Origin of the sequence: Agromyces kandeliae, from assembly GCF_009674665.1 — a bacterium.
Taxonomy (GTDB): Bacteria; Actinomycetota; Actinomycetes; order Actinomycetales; family Microbacteriaceae; genus Agromyces; species Agromyces kandeliae.
In genome coordinates this window covers 73,799-97,335 of record NZ_WKJD01000019.1, presented here as the reverse complement: position 1 = coordinate 97,335, position 23,537 = coordinate 73,799, and the positions used below count along the sequence as shown (strand labels likewise).

23 protein-coding genes and 1 tRNA gene are annotated in these 23,537 nt (G+C 71.8%); 17 read left to right on the top strand and 7 right to left on the bottom strand.

Annotation, left to right across the window (positions count from 1 at the left end; all coding sequences use genetic code 11):
* Positions 1-19: 19 nt before the first annotated feature.
* The 4 genes from GJR97_RS14415 to GJR97_RS14400 all read right to left on the bottom strand — a co-directional run bounded on the left by GJR97_RS14415 (position 20) and on the right by GJR97_RS14400 (position 4,842).
* Positions 20-250, bottom strand: a complete 231-nt coding sequence (locus GJR97_RS14415) for a hypothetical protein (RefSeq protein WP_154347497.1) — start codon at positions 248-250, stop codon at positions 20-22.
* The gene (locus GJR97_RS14410) at positions 250-696 is read right to left on the bottom strand and encodes a GNAT family N-acetyltransferase (RefSeq protein WP_154347496.1); all 447 of its coding nucleotides are present in this window, start codon (positions 694-696) and stop codon (positions 250-252) included. Before GJR97_RS14410 ends, GJR97_RS14415 begins: the two co-directional genes overlap by 1 nt.
* A complete protein-coding gene (gene valS / locus GJR97_RS14405; RefSeq protein WP_154347495.1) occupies positions 693-3,287 on the bottom strand; it encodes a valine--tRNA ligase in 2,595 nt (864 codons plus the stop codon). Before valS ends, GJR97_RS14410 begins: the two co-directional genes overlap by 4 nt.
* Before the next feature lie 214 nt (positions 3,288-3,501).
* Positions 3,502-4,842 carry an MFS transporter gene (locus GJR97_RS14400; protein ID WP_324613523.1) on the bottom strand — a complete coding sequence of 447 codons (1,341 nt, stop codon included), beginning with the start codon at positions 4,840-4,842 and terminating at the stop codon, positions 3,502-3,504.
* Between the two features lie 90 nt (positions 4,843-4,932).
* On the opposite strand from GJR97_RS14400, the gene GJR97_RS14395 reads away from it, so the two are divergent.
* From GJR97_RS14395 to ndk, 5 genes are all read left to right on the top strand, one after another.
* On the top strand, positions 4,933-5,283 hold the full coding sequence (locus tag GJR97_RS14395; RefSeq protein ID WP_324613522.1) for a GntR family transcriptional regulator: 351 nt from the start codon (positions 4,933-4,935) through the stop codon (positions 5,281-5,283).
* A 264-nt stretch (positions 5,284-5,547) separates the two neighbouring features.
* Positions 5,548-8,874 (top strand): isoleucine--tRNA ligase, encoded by a 3,327-nt coding sequence (ileS, locus tag GJR97_RS14390; RefSeq protein WP_229276309.1) that lies wholly within the window; start codon positions 5,548-5,550, stop codon positions 8,872-8,874.
* Positions 8,871-10,244: a bifunctional folylpolyglutamate synthase/dihydrofolate synthase gene (locus tag GJR97_RS14385; RefSeq protein ID WP_154347494.1), complete on the top strand. Its 1,374-nt coding sequence runs from the start codon at positions 8,871-8,873 to the stop codon at positions 10,242-10,244. The genes ileS and GJR97_RS14385 overlap by 4 nt, the downstream gene beginning before the upstream one ends.
* Positions 10,241-10,747, top strand: a complete 507-nt coding sequence (locus tag GJR97_RS14380) for a DUF4233 domain-containing protein (RefSeq protein ID WP_154347493.1) — start codon at positions 10,241-10,243, stop codon at positions 10,745-10,747. The genes GJR97_RS14385 and GJR97_RS14380 overlap by 4 nt, the downstream gene beginning before the upstream one ends.
* Positions 10,744-11,166, top strand: coding sequence for a nucleoside-diphosphate kinase (gene ndk / locus GJR97_RS14375; protein ID WP_154347492.1), 423 nt, complete (start codon positions 10,744-10,746; stop codon positions 11,164-11,166). Before GJR97_RS14380 ends, ndk begins: the two co-directional genes overlap by 4 nt.
* A 96-nt stretch (positions 11,167-11,262) precedes the next feature.
* Here ndk and GJR97_RS14370 read toward each other — a convergent pair whose 3' ends face one another.
* Complete coding sequence (locus tag GJR97_RS14370) at positions 11,263-11,886, bottom strand: vitamin K epoxide reductase family protein (protein WP_154347491.1); 624 nt, start codon at positions 11,884-11,886, stop codon at positions 11,263-11,265.
* Positions 11,887-12,215: 329 nt separating this feature from the next.
* Between GJR97_RS14370 and GJR97_RS14365 the strand changes: the two genes are divergently transcribed.
* A complete protein-coding gene (locus GJR97_RS14365) occupies positions 12,216-14,978 on the top strand; it encodes an Rne/Rng family ribonuclease (RefSeq protein WP_154347490.1) in 2,763 nt (920 codons plus the stop codon).
* Here GJR97_RS14365 and GJR97_RS14360 read toward each other — a convergent pair.
* Complete coding sequence (locus GJR97_RS14360; protein ID WP_154347489.1) at positions 14,964-15,245, bottom strand: DUF4031 domain-containing protein; 282 nt, start codon at positions 15,243-15,245, stop codon at positions 14,964-14,966. The genes GJR97_RS14365 and GJR97_RS14360 overlap by 15 nt on opposite strands.
* A 238-nt stretch (positions 15,246-15,483) precedes the next feature.
* Between GJR97_RS14360 and rplU the strand changes: the two genes are divergently transcribed.
* The 10 genes from rplU to GJR97_RS14310 all read left to right on the top strand — a co-directional run bounded on the left by rplU (position 15,484) and on the right by GJR97_RS14310 (position 22,591).
* The gene (gene rplU, locus GJR97_RS14355; RefSeq protein WP_324613521.1) at positions 15,484-15,792 is read left to right on the top strand and encodes a 50S ribosomal protein L21; all 309 of its coding nucleotides are present in this window, start codon (positions 15,484-15,486) and stop codon (positions 15,790-15,792) included.
* Between the two features lie 21 nt (positions 15,793-15,813).
* Complete coding sequence (gene rpmA, locus GJR97_RS14350) at positions 15,814-16,071, top strand: 50S ribosomal protein L27 (RefSeq protein ID WP_067948501.1); 258 nt, start codon at positions 15,814-15,816, stop codon at positions 16,069-16,071.
* A 75-nt stretch (positions 16,072-16,146) separates the two neighbouring features.
* On the top strand, positions 16,147-17,682 hold the full coding sequence (gene obgE, locus GJR97_RS14345; RefSeq protein ID WP_154347488.1) for a GTPase ObgE: 1,536 nt from the start codon (positions 16,147-16,149) through the stop codon (positions 17,680-17,682).
* Positions 17,679-18,464 (top strand): glutamate 5-kinase, encoded by a 786-nt coding sequence (gene proB, locus GJR97_RS14340; protein ID WP_129234760.1) that lies wholly within the window; start codon positions 17,679-17,681, stop codon positions 18,462-18,464. The genes obgE and proB overlap by 4 nt, the downstream gene beginning before the upstream one ends.
* Before the next feature lie 46 nt (positions 18,465-18,510).
* Positions 18,511-19,791 (top strand): glutamate-5-semialdehyde dehydrogenase, encoded by a 1,281-nt coding sequence (locus GJR97_RS14335; RefSeq protein ID WP_154347487.1) that lies wholly within the window; start codon positions 18,511-18,513, stop codon positions 19,789-19,791.
* A 69-nt stretch (positions 19,792-19,860) separates the two neighbouring features.
* The gene (locus GJR97_RS14330; protein WP_154347486.1) at positions 19,861-20,082 is read left to right on the top strand and encodes a hypothetical protein; all 222 of its coding nucleotides are present in this window, start codon (positions 19,861-19,863) and stop codon (positions 20,080-20,082) included.
* A gap of 16 nt (positions 20,083-20,098) precedes the next feature.
* Positions 20,099-20,698, top strand: a complete 600-nt coding sequence (gene nadD / locus GJR97_RS14325; protein ID WP_154347485.1) for a nicotinate-nucleotide adenylyltransferase — start codon at positions 20,099-20,101, stop codon at positions 20,696-20,698.
* Positions 20,699-21,240: 542 nt separating this feature from the next.
* A complete protein-coding gene (locus GJR97_RS14320; RefSeq protein WP_154347484.1) occupies positions 21,241-21,963 on the top strand; it encodes a hypothetical protein in 723 nt (240 codons plus the stop codon).
* 52 nt (positions 21,964-22,015) lie between these two features.
* Positions 22,016-22,423: a ribosome silencing factor gene (rsfS, locus tag GJR97_RS14315; protein WP_129235833.1), complete on the top strand. Its 408-nt coding sequence runs from the start codon at positions 22,016-22,018 to the stop codon at positions 22,421-22,423.
* A gap of 92 nt (positions 22,424-22,515) precedes the next feature.
* Positions 22,516-22,591 (top strand) — tRNA-Ala (locus GJR97_RS14310).
* A gap of 98 nt (positions 22,592-22,689) precedes the next feature.
* Here GJR97_RS14310 and GJR97_RS14305 read toward each other — a convergent pair.
* The gene (locus GJR97_RS14305; protein ID WP_154347483.1) at positions 22,690-22,905 is read right to left on the bottom strand and encodes a hypothetical protein; all 216 of its coding nucleotides are present in this window, start codon (positions 22,903-22,905) and stop codon (positions 22,690-22,692) included.
* A 121-nt stretch (positions 22,906-23,026) separates the two neighbouring features.
* On the opposite strand from GJR97_RS14305, the gene GJR97_RS14300 reads away from it, so the two are divergent.
* Complete coding sequence (locus tag GJR97_RS14300; RefSeq protein ID WP_154347482.1) at positions 23,027-23,533, top strand: hypothetical protein; 507 nt, start codon at positions 23,027-23,029, stop codon at positions 23,531-23,533.
* The last annotated feature ends 4 nt before the right edge of the window (positions 23,534-23,537 follow it).

Below are 23,537 nucleotides of genomic sequence, written 5' to 3'. Positions count from 1 at the left end.
CCGGGCTCAGGCCGACGGGCTACCAGTCGTCGCCGTCGTCGTCCGCGGCGCCGCCGCTCGAGTGCTCCAGCGTCACGACCGTGCCGTCGTCGAGCTCGGCGATCGGCCGGCCCTCCAGCCAGGTGAGCGTCCAATGGCGGCCGGCGCCGTCGGGGGTGCCGGACTCCGCCGCGGCGATGCCGGGACGCAGCTCCATCGGCACGGATCGCGGCGGCTCGTCGCCGAAGGCCCAACGTGTGCCCAGCTGCATCAGATCTCCATCTCGAACACGATCTCGGGGGAGCGCCGGGCGATCTCGTCGGAGAGGCGCAGCCCGTCGACGTCACCGGGGTCGGTGGCCCAGGTGAGGCGCGTCGCGCGGAGCTCGCCCGCCAGCGCGCGGACGCGTTCGAGGAGCCTGCCGGCGACGCCGTTCCCGCGGTGCGCCTCGACGACGTAGAGGTCGTCGACGACGATGCCGGTGCTCGCGTCGACGGTGCGCGGCTCGGGATGCGCGTGCACGAGGCCGACGAGGATGCCCTCGTCGTCGACCGCGACCGCAGCGCGCAGTGCGTTCCGCGGGTCCTGGATCCAGCTCCACACGATGAGGGCCTTGGTGTCGTCGAGCCGGCGGCCACGGCCCGCGCAGTACGCGTCGAACAGGGGCAGCCAGGCGAAGAAGTCGTTGTCCGCGACGTCCCGCACGCTCACGCTCATGCGCTCGCCTCCTCCCTCGGAACCTCGAGCACGACGTCGCGCACCTGCAGCACCTCGGCCTCCTCGAAGCCCAGGTCGGCGATGCGTCCGACGGCGCGCAGGTCGCCCTCGGCCGAGGCGAGGAGGGCGGTCGCCGCGGCGGGGGCGGCGATGACGGCGCTCGCGACCGGGGTCTTCTGCGAGGCCTTCGCGTCGGTCTTCGCGCGACGGATGCCGGTGAGTGCGAGGCTCGCGAGCTCGAGCAGCTCGACCCCGGCCTCGCCGCGCGCGGCGAGCTCGTCGACGGCCGGCCAGTCGGCCACGTGCACCGATCCGGGGTTCGACCAGCTCCAGGCCTCTTCCGCGGCGTACGGGATCACCGGCGCGAACAGGCGCAGCAGCACGCTGAGCGCGGTCTTGAGCGCGGCGACGGCCGAGGCCTGCTCGGCGCTCGCCTCACCGTACGCGCGCTCCTTCACGAGTTCGAGGTAGTCGTCGCAGAACGTCCAGAAGAACGTCTCCGAGACCTCGAGGGCGCGCGCGTGGTCGTAGGACTCGAGCGCGCGCGTCGCCTGGTCGACGACGGTCGCGAGTCCGGCGAGCATGCTGCGATCGACGGGCACGGTCACGGCGGCATCCGCTGCGCCCTCGAAGCCGAGGATGAACTTCGCGGCGTTCAGTACCTTGATGGCGAGGCGCCGGCCGATCTTCACCTGCGTCGGGTTCTGCGGGTCGAACGCGGCATCGGTGCCGAGGCGCGAGGACGCCGCCCAGTAGCGCACCGCGTCGGCGCCGTGCTGGTCCAGCAGGCCCGCAGGCGTGACGACGTTGCCCTTCGACTTCGACATCTTCTTGCGGTCGGGGTCGACGATGAAGCCGGAGACCGCGGCGTTCGACCACGGGGCGACGCCGTGCTCGAGCTCGGCGCGCAGGGCGGTGGAGAAGAGCCACGTGCGGATGATGTCCTGGCCCTGCGGGCGAAGCGAATAGGGGAAGACGAGGTCGAAGAGCTCGGGGTCGCGCTCCCAGCCGCCCGCGAGCTGCGGGGTGAGCGATGAGGTGGCCCAGGTGTCCATGACGTCGTGCTCGCCGACGAAGCCGCCGGCCTGCCCGCGCTGCGACTCGTCGTAGCCGGGCGCCGCCGTCGAGGACGGGTCGACGGGGAGCATCTCGCGCGTGGCGACGATGGGCTCGTCGAACACGGGGTCGCCCTGGGCGTCGATCGGGTACCAGACGGGGATCGGCACGCCGAAGAAGCGCTGCCGCGAGATGAGCCAGTCGCCCGAGAGCCCGCCGACCCAGTTCTCGTAGCGCACGCGCATGAAGTCGGGGTGCCATCCGATCTGGCGTCCGCGCTCCAGCAGGCGGTCCTTCAGCGCTTCGTCGCGCGCGCCGTTCACGACGTACCACTGGCGGGTCGAGACGATCTCGAGCGGGCGGTCGCCCTTCTCGAAGAACTTCACCGGGTGGGTGATCGCCTTCGGGTCGGCGAGGAGGTCGCCGGACTCGCGGAGCAGCTCCACGACGGCCTGCTTGGCCGAGAACGCGGTCTTGCCCGCGAGCTTCGCGTACGCCTCGCGGCCGGCCTCGGTGGTGATCGCGTCGGGCGCCTCGGCGATGATGCGGCCGTCGAAGCCGATGATCGCGCGGTTCGGCAGGTCGAGCTCGCGCCACCACACCACGTCGGTCACGTCGCCGAAGGTGCAGATCATGGCGATGCCGGTGCCCTTGTCCTTCTGGGCGAGGTGGTGCGCGACGACGGGCACCTCGACGCCGAAGACGGGCGTGGTCACGGTCGTGCCGAACAGCGGCTGGTACCGCTCGTCATCCGGGTGCGCCACCAGCGCGACGCACGCGGGGATCAGCTCGGGACGGCTCGTCTCGATCTCGACGTGGCCGCCGTCGGGCTTGGCGAACGCCACCCGGTGGTAGTGGCCCGGCTGCTCGCGGTCCTCGAGCTCGGCCTGCGCGACGGCAGTGCGGAAGGTGACGTCCCAGAGCGTCGGCGCGAGGGCCTGGTAGGCCTCGCCGCGCTCGACGTTGCGGACGAATGCGAGCTGCGACGTGAACAGCGCCTCGTCGGCGATGGTGCGGTAGGTCTGGGTCCAGTCGACCGAGAGGCCGAGCTGGCGCCAGAGCGCCTCGAACTGCTGCTCGTCCTCGACGGTGAGCCGCTCGCACAGCTCGATGAAGTTGCGGCGGCTGATCGGCTTCTGGTCGGCGGCCTTGACGCTCTTGCCCTCGCCGCCCTCGAACGGCGGCGTGAAGTCGGGCTCGTACGGCAGGGTCGGGTCGCAGCGCACGCCGTAGTAGTTCTGCACTCGGCGCTCGGTGGGCAGGCCGTTGTCGTCCCAGCCCATCGGGTAGAACACGTGCTTGCCGCGCATGCGCTGGAAGCGCGCCATGACGTCGGTGTGCGTGTAGGAGAAGACGTGGCCGATGTGCAGCGAGCCGGAGGCCGTGGGCGGCGGCGTGTCGATCGAGTAGATGCCCTCGCGGGTCGCCCCCTCGCGCTCGAACCGGTAGGTCCCCTCGGTCTCCCAGACGCCGCCCCACTTGGATTCGAGGCCCTCGAGAGCGGGCTTGTCGGGGATGCGCGCGGTGTCGGTCATGATGCTCCGGTTCGGTATGTGCGGCACCGAGTCCACTGGGGTGCCTGAATATGCGACAGTCCAGCCTACCGGAGTCGGGGGAATCCGCCGTGACCTGCGGGGATGCGGGTCGGCGTGCCGTGGCGTCGAGGCGGGCCGAGGGCGGATGCCGCGAGCTCGCGCCGCGGCATCCGCCCCCGGACCTCGGGCGACTGGAGCACGATCGCCTGGGAGCTCAGACGGCTGCGGGCTGGACCTCGCGGCCGTCCTCGGAGATCGGCGCGTGTCGGACGCGGTTCGCCGCCCACGCCGAGACCAGCGTGATCGCGGAGAGCAGCGCGAGGACGACGCCGGGGTGCCACCAGACGTATCCGGTCGACTCGCCGAGCAGCGTCGTCACGAGCGGGATGAACCCGCTCACCGCCGCCGCGACCGCGTAGGCCACAGAGAGCGCCGAGTACCGGTAGTGGTCGGCGAACAGGTCGTTCATGAGCCCGCCGAGTGCGGCCCACGACATGGTCGGGAGGATTCCGCCGACGATCATCGTGCCGACGAGCACCGGGAAGCTCGAGAACTGCAGCAGCCAGTACATCGGGAACGTGATGAGCAGCGTGCCGAGGGCGCCGTAGGCGACGACCCGCGCGGAGCCGATGCGGGTCGCCCACCATCCGAAGAGCGGGATGGTCACGAGCTGCAGGAGTCCGCCGATCGTCGTGGCGACGAGCAGGTCCTGGAAGCTGAATCCGAGCGTCGTCACGCCGTAGTTGATCGTGTACGTGTTCATCAACGAGTAAGAGCCGATGCCGAGCAGTGCCGCGCCGAACGCGATGAGGAGCGCGGTCGGCTGCGCGCGGAACATCGTGGCGAACGGCACGCGGTCGCGTCGCTGCTCGGAGACGACGGCCTTGAAGACGGGCGTCTCGTCGATGGTCAGGCGGAGGTAGAGCGAGACGGCCAGGAGCGGGATCGCGAGGAGGAACGGGATGCGCCAACCCCACGCCGCGAGCTCCTCGGCCGGCAGAGCGAGCGTCATCACGATGAACACGACGGCGGAGAGGATCGAGCCCACGGGTGAGCCGAGTTGCGGCACCGCCGCGTAGAAGGCGCGCTTGACGGGGCTGGAGTGCTCGGTCGCGAGCAGGATCGACCCGCCCCACTCGCCGCCGAGCGAGAGGCCCTGCGCCACGCGCAGCAGGACGAGCAGCACTGCGCCGAGCCATCCGGCCTGCGCGTACGTCGGGAGCAGGCCGATGAGGCCGGTCGCGACGCCCATGATGCCGATCGTCCAGAGCAGGGTCGCGCGTCGGCCCAACCGGTCGCCCATGTGGCCGAAGATCGCGGCGCCGAGCGGGCGGACGACGAACGCGACGCCGATCGTGGCGAACGCGGCGAGCGTGCCGCCGAACTGCCCGAGCGGGTCGAAGAACAGCGGTCCGATGAAGTAGGCGCTGAAGTACGCGAACACGTAGAAGTCGAACGACTCGAGCGACGTGCCGATCATGGACGCCCAGGCGACGCGCCGGACCGGCGACGACGAGGCGGGAAGGGAAGCGGGGGATGGGGCTTCGGTGGTCACGGGGAGCCATCCTGACAGCGAGCGGATGCCTCGACAAGCCAAATGCGACAGATGTGCTATATCGAGTATCGCAAGTGCTAGCATCGGCCGGTGCGGATCACGATCGACCCCGACGGCCCCGGGCCGATCTTCGAACGGCTCGCCGCAGGCCTCCGCGCCGCGATCGTCGACGGGCGGATCGGGTTCGGCGAGCGCCTGCCGCCCGCCCGAGGGCTGGCCGGCCAAGTCGGCGTCAACGTCAACACCGCCCTCCGCGCGTATCGGCTCCTCAGGGACGAGGGGTTCATCGACCTCCATCCCGGCCGCGGCGCGACGGTCGCGAAGCGACTCGGCCACCACACCGCGCTGGCCGGCGCCATCCACGACCTCGTCGAGGAGGCCAAGCTGAACGGGGTGGACCGCGAGGCGCTGCTCGCCCTCGTGCGCGCGGCCTGGCGCTGACGGTCGGTGCCGGCGCGCGACGCGGGGGGAGTGCGCGGTAGCATTGACGGCAACGACGCCGATCCGGCCATCACCGGGGAGTCTTCGGAAGAACGCGGAACGGATGCCACGGCATCCGCACCGTCACTAGAACCGAACGGGTCCAGCCCGTCACAGCTGACGAACGAGTGGTCCCGCATCGCCGGGGCAAGCGGGGTGGTACCGCGGTTGGGCTCGACGAGCCGGCCGTCCTCGTGAACCGGCGAGATCCAGCAGGAGCGAGCGTTGTACCCCAAGGGCCACGACCCCGAGCAGCAGTCCGTCACGCCGTCGCCGTCCTTCCCGGCGATCGAGCAGGAGATGCTCGCGCACTGGAAGGCCGACGGCACGTTCCAGGCCTCGATCGACCGGCGCGAGGGCGCCGAGGAGTGGGTCTTCTACGACGGCCCGCCGTTCGCCAACGGCCTGCCGCACTACGGGCACCTCCTCACGGGCTACGCGAAGGACGTCTTCCCCCGCTTCCAGACCATGCGCGGGAAGCAGGTGCACCGCCGGTTCGGCTGGGACACCCACGGCCTGCCCGCGGAGCTCGAGGCCGAGCGCCAGCTCGGCATCACCGACAAGGTGCAGATCGAGGAGATGGGCATCGCGGCGTTCAACCGCGCCGCCCGCGACGCCGTCCTGCGCTACACCGAGGAGTGGCAGGACTACGTCACGCGCCAGGCGCGCTGGGTCGACTTCGAGAACGACTACAAGACGCTCGACGTGACCTTCATGGAGTCCGTGCTCTGGGCGTTCAAGACGCTGCACGAGAAGGGCCTCGCCTACGAGGGCCACCGCGTGCTGCCCTACTGCTGGCGCGACCAGACGCCGCTGTCGAACCACGAGCTGCGCATGGACGACGACGTCTACAAGCCGCGCCAGGACCAGACGGTCACGGTCACGTTCCCGCTCACCGGCCCGAAGGCCGAGGCCCTCGGCCTCACCGCGGTGCGGGCGCTCGCCTGGACGACGACGCCCTGGACCCTGCCCACGAACTTCGCGCTCGCCGTCGGGCCCGGGATCACCTACGCGGTCGTCCCGGCCGGCCCGAACGGCACCCCGGACGCCACCGTGCTCCGCGAGCACGCACCGGGCGGCACCGACGACACCGAGGTGCTGGGAGCCGAGTACCTGCTCGCCCTCGACCTCGTCGGCAACTACGCCAAGGAGCTCGGCTACGAGTCGGCCGACGAGGCGCGCGCCGCGGTGTCGCGCACGGTCCTGGGCGCCGAGCTCGAGGACGTCACCTACGACCGACTCTTCGACTACTACGCCGACGTCGAGCGGTTCGGCCTCGAACGTGCCTGGCGCGTGCTCGTGGCCGACTACGTCACGACCGAGGACGGGACGGGCATCGTTCACCAGGCTCCCGCCTACGGCGAGGAGGACCAGAAGGTCTGCGAGGCGCACGGCATCCCCGTCGTGATCTCGGTCGACGACTCGGGTCGCTTCCTCCCCGAGGTGACGGATGTCGCGGGGCTGCTATGGTCCGACGCGAACAAGCCGCTCACCCAGCTCCTCAAGGCGGAGGGCCGCCTGCTCCGCCAGGCGAGCTACGAGCACTCGTACCCGCACTGCTGGCGTTGCCGGAACCCGCTGATCTACAAGGCGGTCTCGAGCTGGTTCGTTCGCGTCCCCGAGTTCCGCGATCGCATGAGCGAGCTCAACGAGGACATCACCTGGGTGCCCGAGAACGTCAAGTACGGCCAGTTCGGCAAGTGGGTGGGCAACGCCCGCGACTGGTCGATCAGCCGCAACCGCTACTTCGGCTCGCCGATCCCGGTGTGGAAGAGCGATGACCCCGAGTACCCCCGCGTCGACGTGTACGGTTCCCTCGAGGAGCTCGAGCGCGACTTCGGCCGCGTGCCGACGAACCCCGAGGGCGAGCCCGACCTGCACCGCCCGTACATCGACGAGCTCACGCGGCCGAACCCCGACGACCCGACCGGGAAGTCCACGATGCGCCGCATCAGCGACGTGTTCGACGTGTGGTTCGACTCGGGTTCGATGCCGTTCGCCCAGGTGCACTACCCGTTCGAGAACCAGGACTGGTTCGACACGCACAACCCGGCCGACTTTATCGTCGAGTACATCGGGCAGACCCGTGGCTGGTTCTACGTCATGCACGTGCTCGCCACCGCGCTGTTCGATCGCCCGGCGTTCAAGAACGTCGTGAGCCACGGCATCGTGCTCGGCAGCGACGGGCAGAAGATGTCGAAGTCGCTGCGCAACTACCCGGACGTCTCCGAGGTGTTCGAGCGCGACGGCTCCGACGCGATGCGCTGGTTCCTCATGTCGAGCCCGGTGCTGCGCGGCGGCAACCTCGTCGTGACCGAGGAGGGCATCCGCGAGGGCGTGCGCCAGCTCATGCTGCCGCTCTGGAGCACCTGGTACTTCTTCTCCCTCTACGCCAACACGGCGCGCGAGGGCGGCTACGAGGCATCCCGCTCGACCGCGTCGACCGACGTGCTCGACCGGTACCTGCTCGCGAAGCTGCGCGACCTCGTCGAGGCCGTCACGGCCGACTACGAGGACTTCGACACGACGCTCGCCTCGCAGAAGCTCCGCGACTTCGGCGACGTGCTCACGAACTGGTACGTGCGCCGGTCGCGCGACCGGTTCTGGCAGGGCGTGGGCGCCGACGGCTCGGGCGCGGAGGCGTTCGACACGCTGTACACGGTGCTCGAGACGCTCACGCGCCTCGCGGCGCCGATGCTGCCGCTCGTGACCGAGAAGGTCTGGCGCGGGCTCACCGGGGGTCGCAGCGTGCACCTCGCCGACTGGCCGGTCGCCGACGAGTTCCCGGCCGACGCAGAACTCGTCGCCGCGATGGACGCCGTCCGCGAGGTGACGGGTGCGGTGCTCGCGCTCCGCAAGCAGGCCGGTCGCCGCGTGCGCCTGCCGCTCGCATCGCTCACGGTCGTGACGACGGATGCCGCGAGCCTCGCGCCGTTCGAGTCGATCCTGCGCGACGAGCTCAACGTCAAGCGCGTCGACCTCGTCGAGCTCGACGACTCGAGCGCGGCCGCGTACGGCGTCACGAAGCGCCTCACGGTGAACGCCCGTGCGGCGGGTCCGCGCCTCGGCAAGCAGGTGCAGCAGGCCATCCGTGCCGCGCGCGCCGGTGACTGGGCGCTCGACGGCGACGTGGTCGCGGCCGGCGGCATCGCGCTCGAGCCCGGCGAGTACGAGCTCGTGCTCGAGGCGAGCGGCGGTGCCGAGGGCGGCAACGCGCTCGGCCTCCTCGCCGATGGCGGCTTCGCGATCCTCGACGTGCGCACCACGCCCGAGCTCGAGGCCGAGGGGCTCGCACGCGACATCGTGCGTGCCGTCCAGGAGTCGCGGAAGGCTGCGGGCCTCGAGGTCGGCGACCGCATCCGCCTCGACCTCACGCTCGACGCCGCCGGCGCGGCGGCCGCCGAGGCGCATCGCGACCTGATCGGCCGCGAGACGCTCGCCCCCGAGGTGCTCGTCTCGGTCGGCGAGGTCGACGGCGAGGGCGCGCACAAGGTCGGCGAGGGGTCGAAGCTCCTCGTCTCGGTAGCGAAGCTGGGGGAGGCCGCCCGATGACCGACGCGATCCCGGATTCCACGCCCGAGGAGCGCGACGCGGCCGACGCCGTGTACGCCGACCTCCTGGCGCGCGTCGGCGAGTCGGCGCCGCAGCCGCGTCTCGACGCGACCCGACGCGCCGTCGAGCTGCTCGGCGATCCGCATCGCGCCGCGCCCGTCATCCACCTGACGGGAACGAACGGCAAGACCTCGACGAGCCGCATGATCGAGTCGATCCTGCGCGCGCAGGGGCTCCGGACGGGCCTGCTCACGAGTCCGCACCTCGTGCGGTTCACCGAGCGCATCCGCATCGACGGCGAGCCGATCGCCGACGAGGCCGTCGCCCGGATCTGGGAGGAGATCGCGCCGGTCGTCGCGATCGTCGACGACGAACTCGCCGCGAGCGGCGAGGAGGCGCTGACGTTCTTCGAGGCGCTCACCGCACTCGCCTTCGCGGCGTTCGCCGACGCGCCCGTCGACGTCGTCGTGCTCGAGGTCGGGATGGGCGGCGAGTGGGACTCCACGAACGTCGCCGACGGCCAGGTCGCCGTGATCACGCCGATCGCGATCGACCACGAGCAGCGACTCGGCCGGACCATCGCGGAGATCGCGCGGACCAAGGCCGGCATCATCAAGCCGGGCGCCGAGGTCGTGACCGCCTTCCAGGACCCTGCTGCGCTGACGGTGCTGAGCGAGGCCGCCGAGCGGAACGACGCGAGCCTCGCGGTCGAGGGCGGCGCGTTCGCCGTGCTCGACTCGCGGGTCGCCGTGGGCGGGCAGCTCGTGTCGGTCCGGGGTCTCGCGGGGGAGTACCGCGAGCTCGCCCTTCCCCTGCACGGCCGCCACCAGGCCGAGAACGCCGCCGTCGCGATCGCCGCCGTCGAGGCGTTCCTCGGACGCGCCGTGCGGCTGGCCGACGACGTGCTCGAGACCGGCCTCGGCGCCGTGACCTCGCCGGGCCGACTGCAGCTCGTCTCGACCGACCCGACGATCCTCGTGGACGCCGCCCACAACCCCCACGGTGCCGCGGCGCTCGTCGCGGCGCTCGGCGAGGTGTTCGACTTCGACGAGCTCGTGATCGTGCTCGGCGTCCTCGGCGACAAGGACGCCGTGGGCATCGTCCGCGCACTCGAGCCGACCGGCGCGCACTTCATCGTGACCCGCTCCGAGTCCGATCGGGCCGTTCCCGCCGACGAGCTCGCGGCGGTCGTCGCGGGTGTCGTCGGCCCCGAGCGGGTCGACGTCGCCGAGCGGCTCGACGACGCGCTCGACGAGGCCCGCGACTGGGCGGGCCGCGCTGAGAAGCGCGGCGTGGTGGTGACCGGGTCGATCACCCTCGTGGGCGACGTGCTCGCGATCGCGGACGACCGCGGCTGGAGCGATCGATGACCGCCGAGGCGCCGGCGCCGAGCGACGAGCCGACCGGGGCCCGCGGGCCCCTCGACGGGCGCGACTCCGAGGCCGACGGCGCGGACCCCGCACCGCGCCGCCCGGCCCGCCGCGCGCGGTCCGTGCGGGAGAGCCTCGCCTCGATCGTGCTCACGTTCGAGATCGTCGTCGTCTTCCTCGCGGCCCTCGTGATCTGGGGCCTGTCCCGCGAGGGCGGCGGCGCGTTCGGCCTGCCGACCTGGGCGCCGCTCGCCGCGGGCGGCGTGGTCATCCTCGGCCTGGTCGTCACCATCCCCCTGCTCCGGTACGAGTGGGCGTACGTGCTGGGCTGGGCCCTGCAGGTGCTGCTCCTCGTCTCGGGGCTCCTCAACCCGGCGATGTTCGTCGTCGGCGCGCTGTTCGGCGGCATGTGGGCGTACTGCATGATCGTCGGCGCGCGCATCGATCGTGCCCGCGAGGCGGCCGCCGCCGCGGACGCCGAACCTGGAAAGGAATCCGCATGACCACCGCCATCGAAGAGACCCTCGTCCTCGTCAAGCCAGACGGCGTCGCGCGCAACCTCACCGGCGAGATCCTCCGCCGCATCGAGGCGAAGGGCTACTCGCTCGTCGACATCCGCATGGTGCAGGCCGACCGGGACCTCCTCGCCCAGCACTACGCCGAGCACGAGGGCAAGCCCTTCTACGAGCCGCTCATGGAGTTCATGGAGTCGGGCCCCGTCGTCGCGATGCGCGTCGCCGGCAACCGCGTGATCGAGGGGTTCCGCGTGCTCGCGGGGGCGACCGATCCGACGACCGCGCTGCCCGGCACGGTCCGCGGCGACTTCGGCCGTGACTGGGGCCTGAAGGTCCAGCAGAACCTCGTCCACGGTTCCGACTCGGTCGAGTCGGCCGAGCGCGAGCTGTCGCTCTGGTTCGCCTGACGTCGTCGAATCGCGGGGCCGCGGCATCCGATCAGCGGATGCCGCGGCCCCGCGGTCGTCCGGTCGCCGACACGCCGCAGCGGCGCGCCGAGCGGCTCAGAAGAGGTTCTGCAGGTCGATGACGACGCGCGGGATCGCGTTCATCTGCGCCTGCGCCAGGACGATCACGATCGCGTAGCACGCGGCGGTGATCACGACGATCCAGCCCATGGCGGACGCCCCGAACCGACGGAGCCCGGCCGAATCGCCGAACACGCCCTCGCGGAGGTTCCGCAGGGTGACGACGAGGAACGTCGGGATCGTCACCGCCCAGGTGAGCATGCACCAGGGGCACAGCACGTCGAGCGCGTAGATGCTCTGGTAGATCAGCCAGCCGACGAAGACGACGGCACCGGTGACGCCGACGTTCAACCCGATCCAGAACCATCGCGCGAACCGCGCGCCGGCGAGCAGGGCCATCGCGATCGTGATGACCACGGGCCAGGCCATGAGGCCGATGAACGGATTGGGGAAGCCGAAGAGGCTGCCCTGCCACGACGCGAGGTTCGTGCTGCAGCCGACGAGGACGCCCACGTTGCAGTTCGGGACGTGGGTCGGGTCGGCGAGCGTGAGGACCTTCTCGAGCGAGAGTTCGAAGGCCGCGAGCAGTCCCAGGGCCCCTGCGACGAGGAGGAAGACGGCGACGCCGATCGGCCGGGATGCGCGGGGGGAGTCGGGCATGCCCACGATTCTGGCACGGCGATTCGACGGTCCGCTGGGTGAGCGTGCGATAATCGATGCAGTCGCCCGGGCCGCGCCCGGTGCGACGCCAACGAGGGCTTCGAGGATGCACCGCATCCCATCCGCGGAGGAACCGCGAGATTTGGCGTCACCGGCACCCGCCGGGCGCAGCAGTGAAGGATTGGCGGAACAGCGCGAACGGCGCTGGTCCGCTCTGAGGAGTACGGGAACGATGGCGCGGCCGTCGGACCCGGTGTAGGAGTGCACCAGAGATGGTGGAAGACAACGCAACACCGCCGAACGAACCCGGGGGCGATGAGCCTCGTCGCATGGGCGGGCTCTTCGGGGCGCGTCGACCGGGTCGTCGGGCGCAGGTCGTGCCGCGGTCGGCGGCGGACGCCCCGACCGATGTCGAGGACACCGCTGCCGACGCCCCGGTCGACGAGACCGTCGCACCGCGGCCGGACGAGACTGCCGCGTCTGCGGTCGACGGCGCCGCATCGGCCGAGGACGCCGCAGCGCAGCCTGTCGCCGAGCAGGCTCCCACCGACGAGGCTCCCACCGAGCAGCCCGCCGCCGAGCAGGTCGACGAGCCGGACGCGACCGTCGCCGACGCCGACGCCGACGCCGGCGATGCGTCGGCCGAGCCCGGCGTCGCATCGCCCGATGCCGAGGCGGATGCCGCTTCCGACGACACCGCCCCCGGGGCATCCGATTCCGGCGACTCGACCGAGGCCGACTCGCCGATCCCGTCGGTGCTCTCGACCACCTCGCTCATCTTCCACGCCCCGCCCGTGTACGCTCCGCCGGCCGGGTCCGGACCCGAGCGCGGCGAGGACCGCGCCGCCGGGCGCGAGGCCGCGGACCGCGAGGGTTCGAGCGTGCGCCGCCGCTCGCGTCGGCGCAGCGGCGAGGAGTCGCGCGCGAACGAGGACGATCCCGCCAACACGGTCGTCAAGGTCCGCAAGCCCCGCGAGCCCGAGCTCATCACCGAGCCCCAGAAGGTGAAGGGCTCGACCCGTCTCGAGGCGAAGAAGCAGCGCCGTCGCGACGGTCGCGACGCCGGGCGCCGCCGTGCCGTGATCACCGAGGCCGAGTTCCTCGCCCGCCGCGAGTCGGTCGATCGCCGGATGGTCGTCCGTCAGAAGGGCGGCCGCATCCAGATCGGCGTGCTCGAGGACGACGTGCTCGTCGAGCACTACGTGGCCCGCAACCAGGACGCGTCCCTCATCGGCAACGTCTACCTCGGGCGCGTGCAGAACGTGCTGCCGTCGATGGAGGCCGCCTTCGTCGACATCGGCCGCGGTCGCAACGCCGTGCTGTACTCGGGCGAGGTCGACTGGGACGCCGCAGCCGAGAACGGCGAGAAGAACCAGCCGCGCCGCATCGAGCTCGCGCTGAAGCCGGGGGACCGCGTGCTCGTCCAGGTGACGAAGGACCCGGTCGGCCACAAGGGCGCCCGCCTGACGAGCCAGGTCTCGCTGCCCGGCCGCTACCTGGTGTACGTCCCGAACGGCTCGATGAACGGGATCAGCCGCAAGCTGCCCGACACCGAGCGTGCGCGGCTGAAGAAGATCCTGAAGGAGGTGCTCCCCGAGAACCAGGGCGTCATCGTCCGCACGGCCGCCGAGGGCGCCACCGAGGAGCAGCTCACGCGCGACGTGAACCGCCTGATCTCGCAGTGGCAGGACATCTCGCAGACCGTCGAGAAGGTCCAGGCGCCGGCGCTGCTGCACTCCGAGCCCGACCTGCTCATCAAGATCGTCCGCGACGTCTTCAACGAGGACTTCCAGAAGATGGTCATCGCGGGCGACGAGGCGCGCCGCACGATCGAGAAGTACCTCGGCCAAGTCGCGCCCGACCTGCTCGAGCGCGTGGAGGCGTACGAGGGCGAGCGCGACGCGTTCGACGAGTTCCGCATCACCGAGCAGATCGAGAAGGCGCTCGAGCGCAAGGTCTGGCTGCCCTCCGGCGGTTCGCTCATCATCGATCGGACCGAGGCCATGACGGTCATCGACGTCAACACGGGCAAGTTCGTCGGCTCCGGCGGCAACCTCGAGGAGACGGTCACCAAGAACAACCTGGAGGCGGCCGAGGAGATCGTCCGGCAGCTGCGCCTTCGCGACATCGGCGGCATCATCGTGGTCGACTTCATCGACATGGTGCTCGAGTCCAATCGCGACCTCGTGCTGCGCCGACTCGTCGAGTGCCTGTCGCGCGACCGCACGAAGCACCAGGTCGCCGAGGTCACCTCGCTCGGGCTCGTGCAGATGACCCGGAAGAAGCTGGGCCTCGGGCTGCTGGAGTCGTTCAGCGAGCCGTGCGAGGTCTGTGCCGGTCGCGGCATCATCGTGCACCACGAGCCGGTCGCGAAGCACCGCGCGCCGCAGCAGCAGGTCGAGCGCCGTCGCAATCGCGGCGGAGGTGGCGGCGGCAACGGCGGCGGCCAGCCGCAGCAGCCGGCGACCGACAAGGCTCACCAGGGCACGCACGCGATCACGGAGGACGTCAAGCACGCCCTCGCGCAGATCGCCGCATCCACCGTCGCGCATCAGGAGCAGCGTCCCGCCGCGGAGGCGGCGACCGCGGCCGACGAGGCGACGGCGGCTTCGGCCCAGGCGCCCGCGACCGGGGGCGAGACGACGGATGGCGCGCCGACCGGCACCGAGCCGGCGCCGCGGAACGAACGTCGCCGCGGCCGTCGCCGCGCGCGCGGATCGGGTTCGCAGCAGCAGGGCGGCGACCGCCCGCAGTCCGGCGAGCGCGAGCCGCGCGAGGAGCGGCCCGCCGACCCCCCGTCCGAGCGGCCCGCCGAGGAGACGGCATCGCGTGCGGCGGACGACGCGGCCGCGCGTCCCGCGGCGCTCATCGACCTGCCCGAGGCGCCGACGCGTCGCGAGCGGCCGCGCGCGGTCGAGGCCGAGACGCTCCTCGACTCGGTTCTCGACTCGCTCCCCGCGCCGAAGGCCGCGGGCGAGGGGCGCTCGCGCTCACGCAGTCGCCGCGTGTCCACGGCCGCACTGAGCCCGGCGGGCGCACCGCCGGTCATCACGCGGCCCGACGGCTCGGAGGCGGACTCAGCGTCCGAGTGAGGCGCGCCGCTCGCGCGGGGTGATGCGCAGGCCGCTCGCCGCGAGCCGGCGGACGAGGTCGCGCGCCGGGACGGGCTCCGCCCCGGCCGCGACGAGCTCGTCGTACCGTTCGGCGGGAACGTCGTAGTGGTCGAGGTCGAAGCCGCGACGCGGGATGCCCGTCCGGTCGGCGAACGCCACGAGCTCCTCTATCGAGGTGTCGCTCACCAGGTGGGACCAGACGGTGCCGTGCTTCGGCCAGAGCGGCGGGTCGATCAGCACGGCCATGGGGGCGAGTGTACGCCGCCGCCGCGGCATCCGCTCGGGGCCCTGCGACACGCGGTCGGCGCCCGTTTGACCGCCTTGCGGCCATCCGGTAAACTCGACCGTTGGTGCCACCGCTTATCCCGGCCGGCACGCACAGTTTTCTGGCAGTGACGACCCTCCTTCCCGCTGGGGTCTCCCGCGCAGTGACATCCCATCAAGTAGACGGAGTCGCAGGACTCCCCGGAGATAGGTACGAGAAGTGGTTTACGCAGTAGTGCGCGCCGGTGGCCGGCAGGAGAGGGTCGAGGTCGGCACCATCGTGACGATGGACCGGATCGCGGCCGACAAGGACGGCAACGTCCAGCTCACGCCCGTCCTCCTCGTGGACGGCGACAAGATCACCTCCGACGCGAAGTCGCTCGCCAAGGTCACGGTCACGGCCGAGGTCCTGAACGACCTGCGCGGTCCGAAGATCGTGATCCAGAAGTTCAAGAACAAGACCGGCTACAAGAAGCGCCAGGGCCACCGTCAGGAGCTCACGCGCGTCAAGATCACCGGCATCAAGTAACGGCCAGAGGAGACAGGGACTATGGCACACAAGAAGGGTGCGAGCTCCACTCGCAACGGTCGTGACTCGAACGCCAAGCGCCTCGGCGTGAAGCGCTTCGGCGGCCAGGTCGTCTCGGCCGGCGAGATCCTCGTCCGCCAGCGCGGCACGCACTTCCACCCCGGTGCGGGTGTGGGTCGCGGCGGCGACGACACGCTGTTCGCCCTCGAGGCGGGCGCCGTCGAGTTCGGCAACAAGGGCGGCCGCAAGGTCGTGAACATCGTCTCGGTCGACGCGTAAGCAGCGACCGGTTTTCGTGAGGGCGGGCTTCGGCTCGCCCTCACGTGTTTCCCGAGAAGGAGTAGTGATGCGGCGATGGTGAGCTTCGTCGACCAGGTGCGCCTGTTCCTGCGCGCCGGCCACGGTGGCAACGGCTGCGTGTCGGTGCGCCGTGAGAAGTTCAAGCCGCTCGCCGGTCCCGACGGCGGCAACGGCGGCGACGGCGGCGACATCGTCCTCGTGGCCGACCCCCAGGTCACGACCCTCCTGTCGTACCACGGCCGCCCGCACCGCTCGTCCGAGAACGGCCAGCCCGGCGCGGGCGACAACCGCTCCGGGGCCGCGGGCGAGATCCTCGAGCTGCCCGTGCCCGTCGGCACGGTCGTGAAGGACGACGGCGGCACCGAACTCGTCGACCTCACCGAGCCCGGCATGCGGTTCGTCGTCGCGCCCGGCGGACAGGGCGGACTCGGCAACGCGGCGCTCGCCTCCCCGAAGCGGAAGGCCCCCGGCTTCGCACTGCTCGGCACGCCCGGCTACGAGGGCGAGGTCACGCTCGAGCTGAAGACGATCGCGGATGTCGCCCTCGTCGGCTTCCCGTCGGCCGGCAAGTCGAGCCTCATCGCCGCGCTGTCCGCCGCGCGACCCAAGATCGCCGACTACCCGTTCACCACGCTGCACCCGAACCTCGGCGTCGTGCAGGCCGGCGACCACCGGTTCACCGTCGCCGACGTCCCCGGACTCATCGAGGGCGCGAGCGAGGGCAAGGGCCTCGGGCTCGAATTCCTCCGCCACGTCGAGCGCTGCTCCGCGCTGCTCCACGTGCTCGACTGCGCCACGCTCGAGCCCGGCCGCGACCCGGTCACCGACCTCGAGGTGATCCTCCGGGAGCTCGAGGCGTACGAGGTGCCCGAAGGGCAGGTGCCGCTCCTCGAGCGTCCGCAGCTCGTCGCGCTCAACAAGATCGACGTCCCCGAGGCGCGGGAACTCGCCGAGTTCGTCCGCCCGGAGCTGGAGTCGCGCGGCTACCGCGTGTTCGAGATCTCGACGGTGAGCCACGAGGGTCTCCGCCAGCTCGGCTTCGCGCTCGGCGAGGAGGTCGACCGCGCCCGCGCGGAGGCGGCCCAGGCGCCCGAGGCGCCCCGGATCGTGCTCCGTCCGAAGGCGGTCCGCGAGGCCGAGTTCGTGGTCAAGCCCGAGGGCGGCAGCTACGGCACGATCTATCGCGTGCTCGGCACCAAGCCCGAGCGCTGGGTCGCGCAGACCGACTTCCAGAACGACGAGGCCGTCGGCTACCTCGCCGACCGGCTCGCCCGCCTCGGCGTCGAGGACGAACTCGTCCGCGCCGGTGCGGTCGCGGGCTCGACCGTCGTCATCGGGCCGGGTGCCGGCGTCGTCTTCGACTGGGAGCCCACGCTCACCTCCACGGCCGAGCTGATGTCGTCGCCCCGCGGCACCGACGACCGGCTCGACGAGCGCCGCCGCGCCACCCGCGCGGAACGGCGCAGCGGCTACCACGAGCGCATGGACGCGAAGGCCGAGGCCCGCGCCGAACTCGAGCGCGAGCGCGAGGCCGGCATCTGGGTCGGCGAGCAGGACGCCGCCGGCGCCGACGACGAGGGGCGGGGATGACCGGTCTGACCCGCGACGGGATCGCCTCCGCACGGCGCATCGTCGTGAAGGTCGGTTCCTCCTCGATCTCCGGGGAGAACGTCGGCCAGATCGCCCCGCTCGTCGACGCCCTCGCGGGCGCGCACGCTCGCGGTGCCGAGGTCGTGCTCGTCTCCTCGGGCGCGATCGCGACCGGGATGCCCTACCTGGCGCTCGACGCACGGCCCGACGACCTCGCGACCCAGCAGGCCGCGGCATCCGTCGGCCAGAACATCCTCATCTACCGCTACCAGGAGTCGCTGCGGCGATACCGGATCGTCGCCGGCCAGGTCCTGCTCACCGCGGGCGACCTCGAGAACTCGACCCACCGGCTCAACGCGCAGCGCGCCATGGAGCGGCTGCTGGGCCTGCGCATCCTGCCGATCGTGAACGAGAACGACACGGTCGCCACGCACGAGATCCGATTCGGCGACAACGACCGGCTCGCCGCGATGGTCGCCGAGCTCACGGGCGCAGACCTGCTCGTCCTGCTCTCCGACGTCGACGCGCTCTACACGCGGCCGCCGCACCTGCCCGGCGCCGAGCGCATCGCGCACGTGCCGTTCGGCGACGAGCTCGCGGGCATCGAGATCGGCTCGATCGGCCGCGCAGGCGTCGGCACCGGCGGCGCGGAGACGAAGGTCTCGGCCGCGCGGATCGCCGCGGCATCCGGCACCGGGGTGCTCGTGACGGCGACCTCGCTCGTCGACGAGGCGCTCGCGGGGGAGCCCGTCGGCACGTGGTTCGAGCCCGCCGCAGGCTGACGTCACACGCGGCATCCGGCCCCCGGCGCGGAACTAGGCTGGACGCATGATCGACGTCCGCACCGCCCACGCAGACCTCGCCGAGGTGCTCGACGCGCGCCTCGCCGCCGCGAAGGAGGCGTCGCGGCGCCTCGCCCGTGCGACGACCGCCGAGAAGGATGCCGCGCTCGCGGCGATCGCGGAGCGGCTCCGAGCCCGGGTCGACGACATCGTCGCGGCGAATCGCGAGGACCTCGAGCGGGGCCGGGAGGCGGGCCTCGGCACGGGGCTGCTGGACCGCCTCACGCTCGACGACGCGCGCATCGGCGCCATCGCCGACGCCGTGCTCGACGTCGTCGGGCTCGGCGACCCGGTGGGCGAGACCGTGAGCGGTCGCACGCTCCCGAACGGGGTGCGCATCGAGCAGGTCCGCGTGCCGCTCGGCGTCGTCGGGGCCATCTACGAGGCGCGCCCGAACGTCACCGTCGACATCGCGGCGCTCGCCCTGAAGAGCGGCAACGCGGTCGCCCTCCGCGGCGGCTCGGCCGCCGAGCGCACCAACGCGGTGCTCGTCGAGGTGCTCCGCGAGGCCATCGCGGGCGCCGGGCTCCCGGGCGACGTCGTGCAGACCGTCGACGACTACGGCCGCGAGGGAGCCCGTCACCTCATGCGCGCGCGCGACCACGTCGACGTCCTCATCCCGCGGGGGAGTGCGGCGCTCATCCGTGCCGTCGTCGACGAGGCGACCGTGCCCGTCATCGAGACCGGAGCGGGCGTCGTCCACATGTTCCTCGACGCGAGTGCACGCGAGGACTGGTCGGTCGACCTCGTGCACAATGCCAAGGTGCAGCGACCCAGCGTCTGCAACGCGCTCGAGACGCTGCTCGTGCACGCCGATGCCGCCGACCGGCTCCTGCCGCCCGTGCTCGCCCGGCTCGAGGCATCCGGCGTCACGGTTCACGGCGACGACCGCGTCCGTGCACTGCACCCCGGCGCGCTGCCGACGACCGACGAGGACTGGGCCACCGAGCACATGAGCCTCGACCTCAACGTCGGCGTGGTGGACTCGCTCGACGACGCGCTCGCGCACATCCGGCGGTACTCGACGAGGCACACCGAATCGATCGTCACGAACGACCTCGGCAACGCCGAGCGGTTCCTCGACGAGGTGGATGCCGCGGCGGTCATGGTGAACGCGTCGACGCGCTTCACGGACGGTGCCGAGTTCGGCTTCGGCGCCGAGGTCGGGATCTCGACGCAGAAGCTGCACGCCCGCGGCCCGATGGGCCTGCCCGAGCTCACGAGCACGAAGTGGATCGTGCGGGGCTCCGGTCACGTGCGCGCCTGAGCCTCACCGCGTCCGGATCCACCGATAGACTGTCCCGAGCGTCACCCGAAACACCTGGAGGAACGGCTGATGAGCCTGTCGACCGCACTGCAGACGATCACGGTCCTGACCGAGACCGAGTTCGCGAGGGAACTCCCGTTCGACCCGATCTGGTACGGCGTGATCGTCTTCGGGATCTTCGCGGCGCTCGGCGTCGTCGTCTACTCGTACCGCGACGTGGCCAACCGCCACCGCAGCAAGGCCGAGGCGTACGCCGCCCGCCACGCGGGAGACGACCACGGCGGTCACTGACTCCGTCGATCCGGCCATGACCTCGACAGCGCGGCGCCCGCGCCTCGGCGTGATGGGCGGAACCTTCGACCCCATCCACCACGGGCACCTCGTGGCGGCGAGCGAGGTCGCCCAGGAGTTCGACCTCGACGAGGTGGTCTTCGTGCCCACCGGGCGGCCCTACTACAAGGAGGTCGTGACGCCGGCCGAGCACCGCTACCTCATGACCGTGATCGCGACCGCGTCCAATCCGCGGTTCACGGTCAGCAGGGTCGACATCGATCGCGAGAAGCCGACGTACACGATCGACACGCTGCGCGACCTCCGTCGTGAGCGACCGGATTCCGACCTGTTCTTCATCTCGGGTTCCGATGCGATCGCCCAGATCCTGTCCTGGAAGGACGTGGCGGAGCTCTGGAGCCTCGCGCATTTCGTCGCTGTGAGTCGCCCGGGACATGTGCTGTCCGTTTCGGGTCTGCCCGAGCAGGACGTAAGCTTGCTGGAAGTCCCGGCGTTGGCGATCTCGTCGACCGATTGCCGGGACCGAGTGCACCGGGGATCACCGGTGTGGTACCTGGTGCCTGACGGGGTCGTCCAGTACATCTCCAAGCACCACCTCTACCGGAGTGTCGAATGACGTCGTCGCAGGAACCGCCGCTCACGCGCCGTGAGATGCGCGAGCGCGAGCGTTTGCTGGAGCAGCAGCGAGCCGCGTCGTCATCGGCGCCGGACGCCGCCGCACCCGCACAGCCGTCGTCGCCGCCCCAGCCGTACCCGCAGCAGCAGGCTCGGCCCGCGTACCCGCAGGGCCAGGACCCGCGGACGGCGCAGCCCGCCCGGCCCGCCGGAGGCGGGCCGTCCGGCATGCCTCCGCAGCGCCAGGCCGACCCTCGCCAGGCGGATCCGCGCCAGGCCCCGCCCTCGCAGCGACCGCCGCAGGGCTGGAACGAACCGCGCAGGCAGCAGGGACCGCCCGCGCCGCAGCGCGCTCCGCAGCCACCGCGCTCCGCGACGACGTCCGGCCCGATGCCGGTTCCCGCGGCCGACCGACCGCATCCCGGCCAGGGGCAGGTCCCGCCCGGAGGCGTTCCGCCGCGTCCCCCGCAGGGCCCGCCGCGAAGCGCGCCCGCGCCGCAGACCACGCCGGAGCGCACGCTCACGCGCCGCGAGCTCCGTGCGATGCTCGAGTCCCACTCGGGTGACGGCTTCGACGACGTCGACGACGTCGAGCCCGAGGCGGCCCCGCCGCGTCCGATGCCCGCTGGCGGTTCGGCGCAGCGCCGGCCGCAGCCGCCGGTCACCGGCCGACCGAACGACGAGGGTCAGCCGCCGCGGCATCCGCACCAGCCGGCGCCGACGCGCGCCGCAGCACCGCACACGACGGTCGACGCCGGCCTCGACGAGCCCGTCGTCGCACCGAAGCCTGTCGGGCACTGGACCTCGCAGCTGAACCTCCCCGACGACCACTCGGAGCCGTACGACCAGCTCCTCTCGCGGGGCGGCTCACCGCGCGGCGTCCCGACGACGACGAACGCGCTCATCCTGCCGTCGCTGCCCGACCAGGGCTCGCTCGGTCAGCAGCTCGCCCCGAGCGGCGAGATCATCGTGACGGGGTCGATCGACCTGCCGCGCAGCTATGGTGCGACCGGCGTGCATCCGAGCCAGGTCGACTCGAGCGACATCGACCGATTGTTCGACTCGGTCGAGGACCTCGCCGGCCCCGGCGTCGCGCCCGTCGCGGCGACCCGGGCGATCAGCACCCAGCAGCCGAGCAGGGCGATGATGGCGCCACCGAGCAAGGAGGGCATGAACGTGCCCCTCGTGCTCGCGGTCACTGCGGGCGTGCTCGCACTGGGCGTGGTGGCGACGCTCGTCGTCGGCGCGATGGCGGGGCTCTTCTGATCGAGGACATGATGGGGGCGGGCCGGACGGCGGCTCCCGGGAAGTCGAGGACATGACCGCAACCGACCACGCACACCGCCTGCTCGCCATCGCTGCGCGCGCGGCGGACGCGAAGGGCGGTGAGGACCTCGTCGCGCTCGACGTGTCCGAGCCGTTGCCGTTCGCGGACGTCTTCCTGCTCGTCACCGGCACTGCCGAACGCAACGTCGTCGCGATCGCCGACGCGGTCGTCGAGGCGCTCCGCGAGGAGGGCCAGGACATCTCGCGTCGCGAGGGACGCGACGGAGGACGCTGGGCCCTGCTCGACTTCGGCGACCTCGTCGTGCACGTCTTCCACCGCGAGGAGCGGATGTACTACGGGCTGGAGCGACTCTGGCGCGACTGTCCGGCCATTCCGGTGGGTCCGCTGCTCGAGCGCGACGGCTCGTCGACCGGCCCGGGGACCTCGTCGCAGGGCTGAGCCCGGCTCGATTTCGCATCCTCCCGAGGGCTGGTGTAATCTGAATCCGTTGCCCCCAAGGGGGCGGCACACCGACCGAGTCGGTGCAGAACGGGTCTGTGGCGCAGCTGGTAGCGCACCTGCATGGCATGCAGGGGGTCAGGGGTTCGAGTCCCCTCAGATCCACCACTGAAGCCCCCGAGCGAGTCGCTCGGGGGCTTCCGTCGTTCAGCGGCGGCCTCGTGCCGGCGGATGCCCGCGGCCGTCGCCCGAGGCACGCGAACCGGTCAGGCGGCGTGCGTGGCGTGCGAGCGACGCGCTCGGACGACCGACTCGGGCGCGGCCGTGAACCGGCCCTGCCGCCCCTCTTCGATCAGGTACTGCACGCGAATGCCGCGCCCGACCCGCGCGACCCTGGTGATCTCGTACGCGCCGCCGGTCGCGCTGACGAGGACGTCGCCCACGGCGAGCTCCCTGGCCTGCATCAGTTCGACGATTCCCATGTCGAGAGGTTCTCACGACCCGCCGACATTCCGGCGGCCGACGATCCGGCGCGCTTGCTTGACCGCCTCAGCGGCCCGGCCCACAATTGGGGGACATGCCAACACTGGGGGATTGCGCGATATGAGCGACACGACCACCCGCCCCGTCGACCACACGGGCGGCGACGGCGCATACGGCGACACCGTCGTCTTCCAGCCCGAGCCGGAGGCCGCCGACACGCAGGCGGAGGCGACGGCCAAGCGCGGTTCCTGGAGCCGCGACCTCCGCTTCATGCTCGTCGTGCTCGTCGCGATCGCGGCACTGTTCCTGGCGTTCGCGCTCGTCGTCGCGTTCAGCCCCGACGCCTCCGGCATCGCGGCGCTGGCGATCGTCGCGGCTCCGATCGCGACCATGGTCGCGGCGTACTACGGGATCTCGCTCGCGCTGCGGCAGGTGGCGGAGGCACGGCGCTCCGCCGATGCCGCCGACGCCCGCGCCCGCGCGGCCGAGACGAGCGCGCGCGAGTCCGACGCCTGGGCAGCGCAGATGGAGTCCGGCCTGCGCGTCGCGGTCGCGAAGCTCGAGGCGGCTCGCATCGAGACCCGCGACGTCCAGCGTGCCGCCGGCACCCCCGACGACTTCTTCTAGACCG

What these genes read in the sequence shown, in the direction of transcription:
- GJR97_RS14330 (WP_154347486.1), top strand. Translation starts at nt 19,861, where the DNA reads ATGAGCCTGTCGACCGCACTGCAGACGATCACGGTCCTGACCGAGACC.
- rsfS (WP_129235833.1), top strand. Translation starts at nt 22,016, where the DNA reads ATGACCGCAACCGACCACGCACACCGCCTGCTCGCCATCGCTGCGCGC.
- GJR97_RS14335 (WP_154347487.1), top strand. Translation starts at nt 18,511, where the DNA reads ATGATCGACGTCCGCACCGCCCACGCAGACCTCGCCGAGGTGCTCGAC.
- obgE (WP_154347488.1), top strand. Translation starts at nt 16,147, where the DNA reads ATGGTGAGCTTCGTCGACCAGGTGCGCCTGTTCCTGCGCGCCGGCCAC.
- GJR97_RS14415 (WP_154347497.1), bottom strand. Translation starts at nt 250, where the DNA reads ATGCAGCTGGGCACACGTTGGGCCTTCGGCGACGAGCCGCCGCGATCC.
- proB (WP_129234760.1), top strand. Translation starts at nt 17,679, where the DNA reads ATGACCGGTCTGACCCGCGACGGGATCGCCTCCGCACGGCGCATCGTC.
- GJR97_RS14370 (WP_154347491.1), bottom strand. Translation starts at nt 11,886, where the DNA reads ATGCCCGACTCCCCCCGCGCATCCCGGCCGATCGGCGTCGCCGTCTTC.
- GJR97_RS14300 (WP_154347482.1), top strand. Translation starts at nt 23,027, where the DNA reads ATGAGCGACACGACCACCCGCCCCGTCGACCACACGGGCGGCGACGGC.
- GJR97_RS14365 (WP_154347490.1), top strand. Translation starts at nt 12,216, where the DNA reads ATGGGCGGGCTCTTCGGGGCGCGTCGACCGGGTCGTCGGGCGCAGGTC.
- GJR97_RS14305 (WP_154347483.1), bottom strand. Translation starts at nt 22,905, where the DNA reads ATGGGAATCGTCGAACTGATGCAGGCCAGGGAGCTCGCCGTGGGCGAC.
- valS (WP_154347495.1), bottom strand. Translation starts at nt 3,287, where the DNA reads ATGACCGACACCGCGCGCATCCCCGACAAGCCCGCTCTCGAGGGCCTC.
- rpmA (WP_067948501.1), top strand. Translation starts at nt 15,814, where the DNA reads ATGGCACACAAGAAGGGTGCGAGCTCCACTCGCAACGGTCGTGACTCG.
- nadD (WP_154347485.1), top strand. Translation starts at nt 20,099, where the DNA reads ATGACCTCGACAGCGCGGCGCCCGCGCCTCGGCGTGATGGGCGGAACC.
- GJR97_RS14410 (WP_154347496.1), bottom strand. Translation starts at nt 696, where the DNA reads ATGAGCGTGAGCGTGCGGGACGTCGCGGACAACGACTTCTTCGCCTGG.
- GJR97_RS14360 (WP_154347489.1), bottom strand. Translation starts at nt 15,245, where the DNA reads ATGGCCGTGCTGATCGACCCGCCGCTCTGGCCGAAGCACGGCACCGTC.
- ndk (WP_154347492.1), top strand. Translation starts at nt 10,744, where the DNA reads ATGACCACCGCCATCGAAGAGACCCTCGTCCTCGTCAAGCCAGACGGC.
- GJR97_RS14320 (WP_154347484.1), top strand. Translation starts at nt 21,241, where the DNA reads ATGCTCGAGTCCCACTCGGGTGACGGCTTCGACGACGTCGACGACGTC.
- GJR97_RS14385 (WP_154347494.1), top strand. Translation starts at nt 8,871, where the DNA reads ATGACCGACGCGATCCCGGATTCCACGCCCGAGGAGCGCGACGCGGCC.
- GJR97_RS14380 (WP_154347493.1), top strand. Translation starts at nt 10,241, where the DNA reads ATGACCGCCGAGGCGCCGGCGCCGAGCGACGAGCCGACCGGGGCCCGC.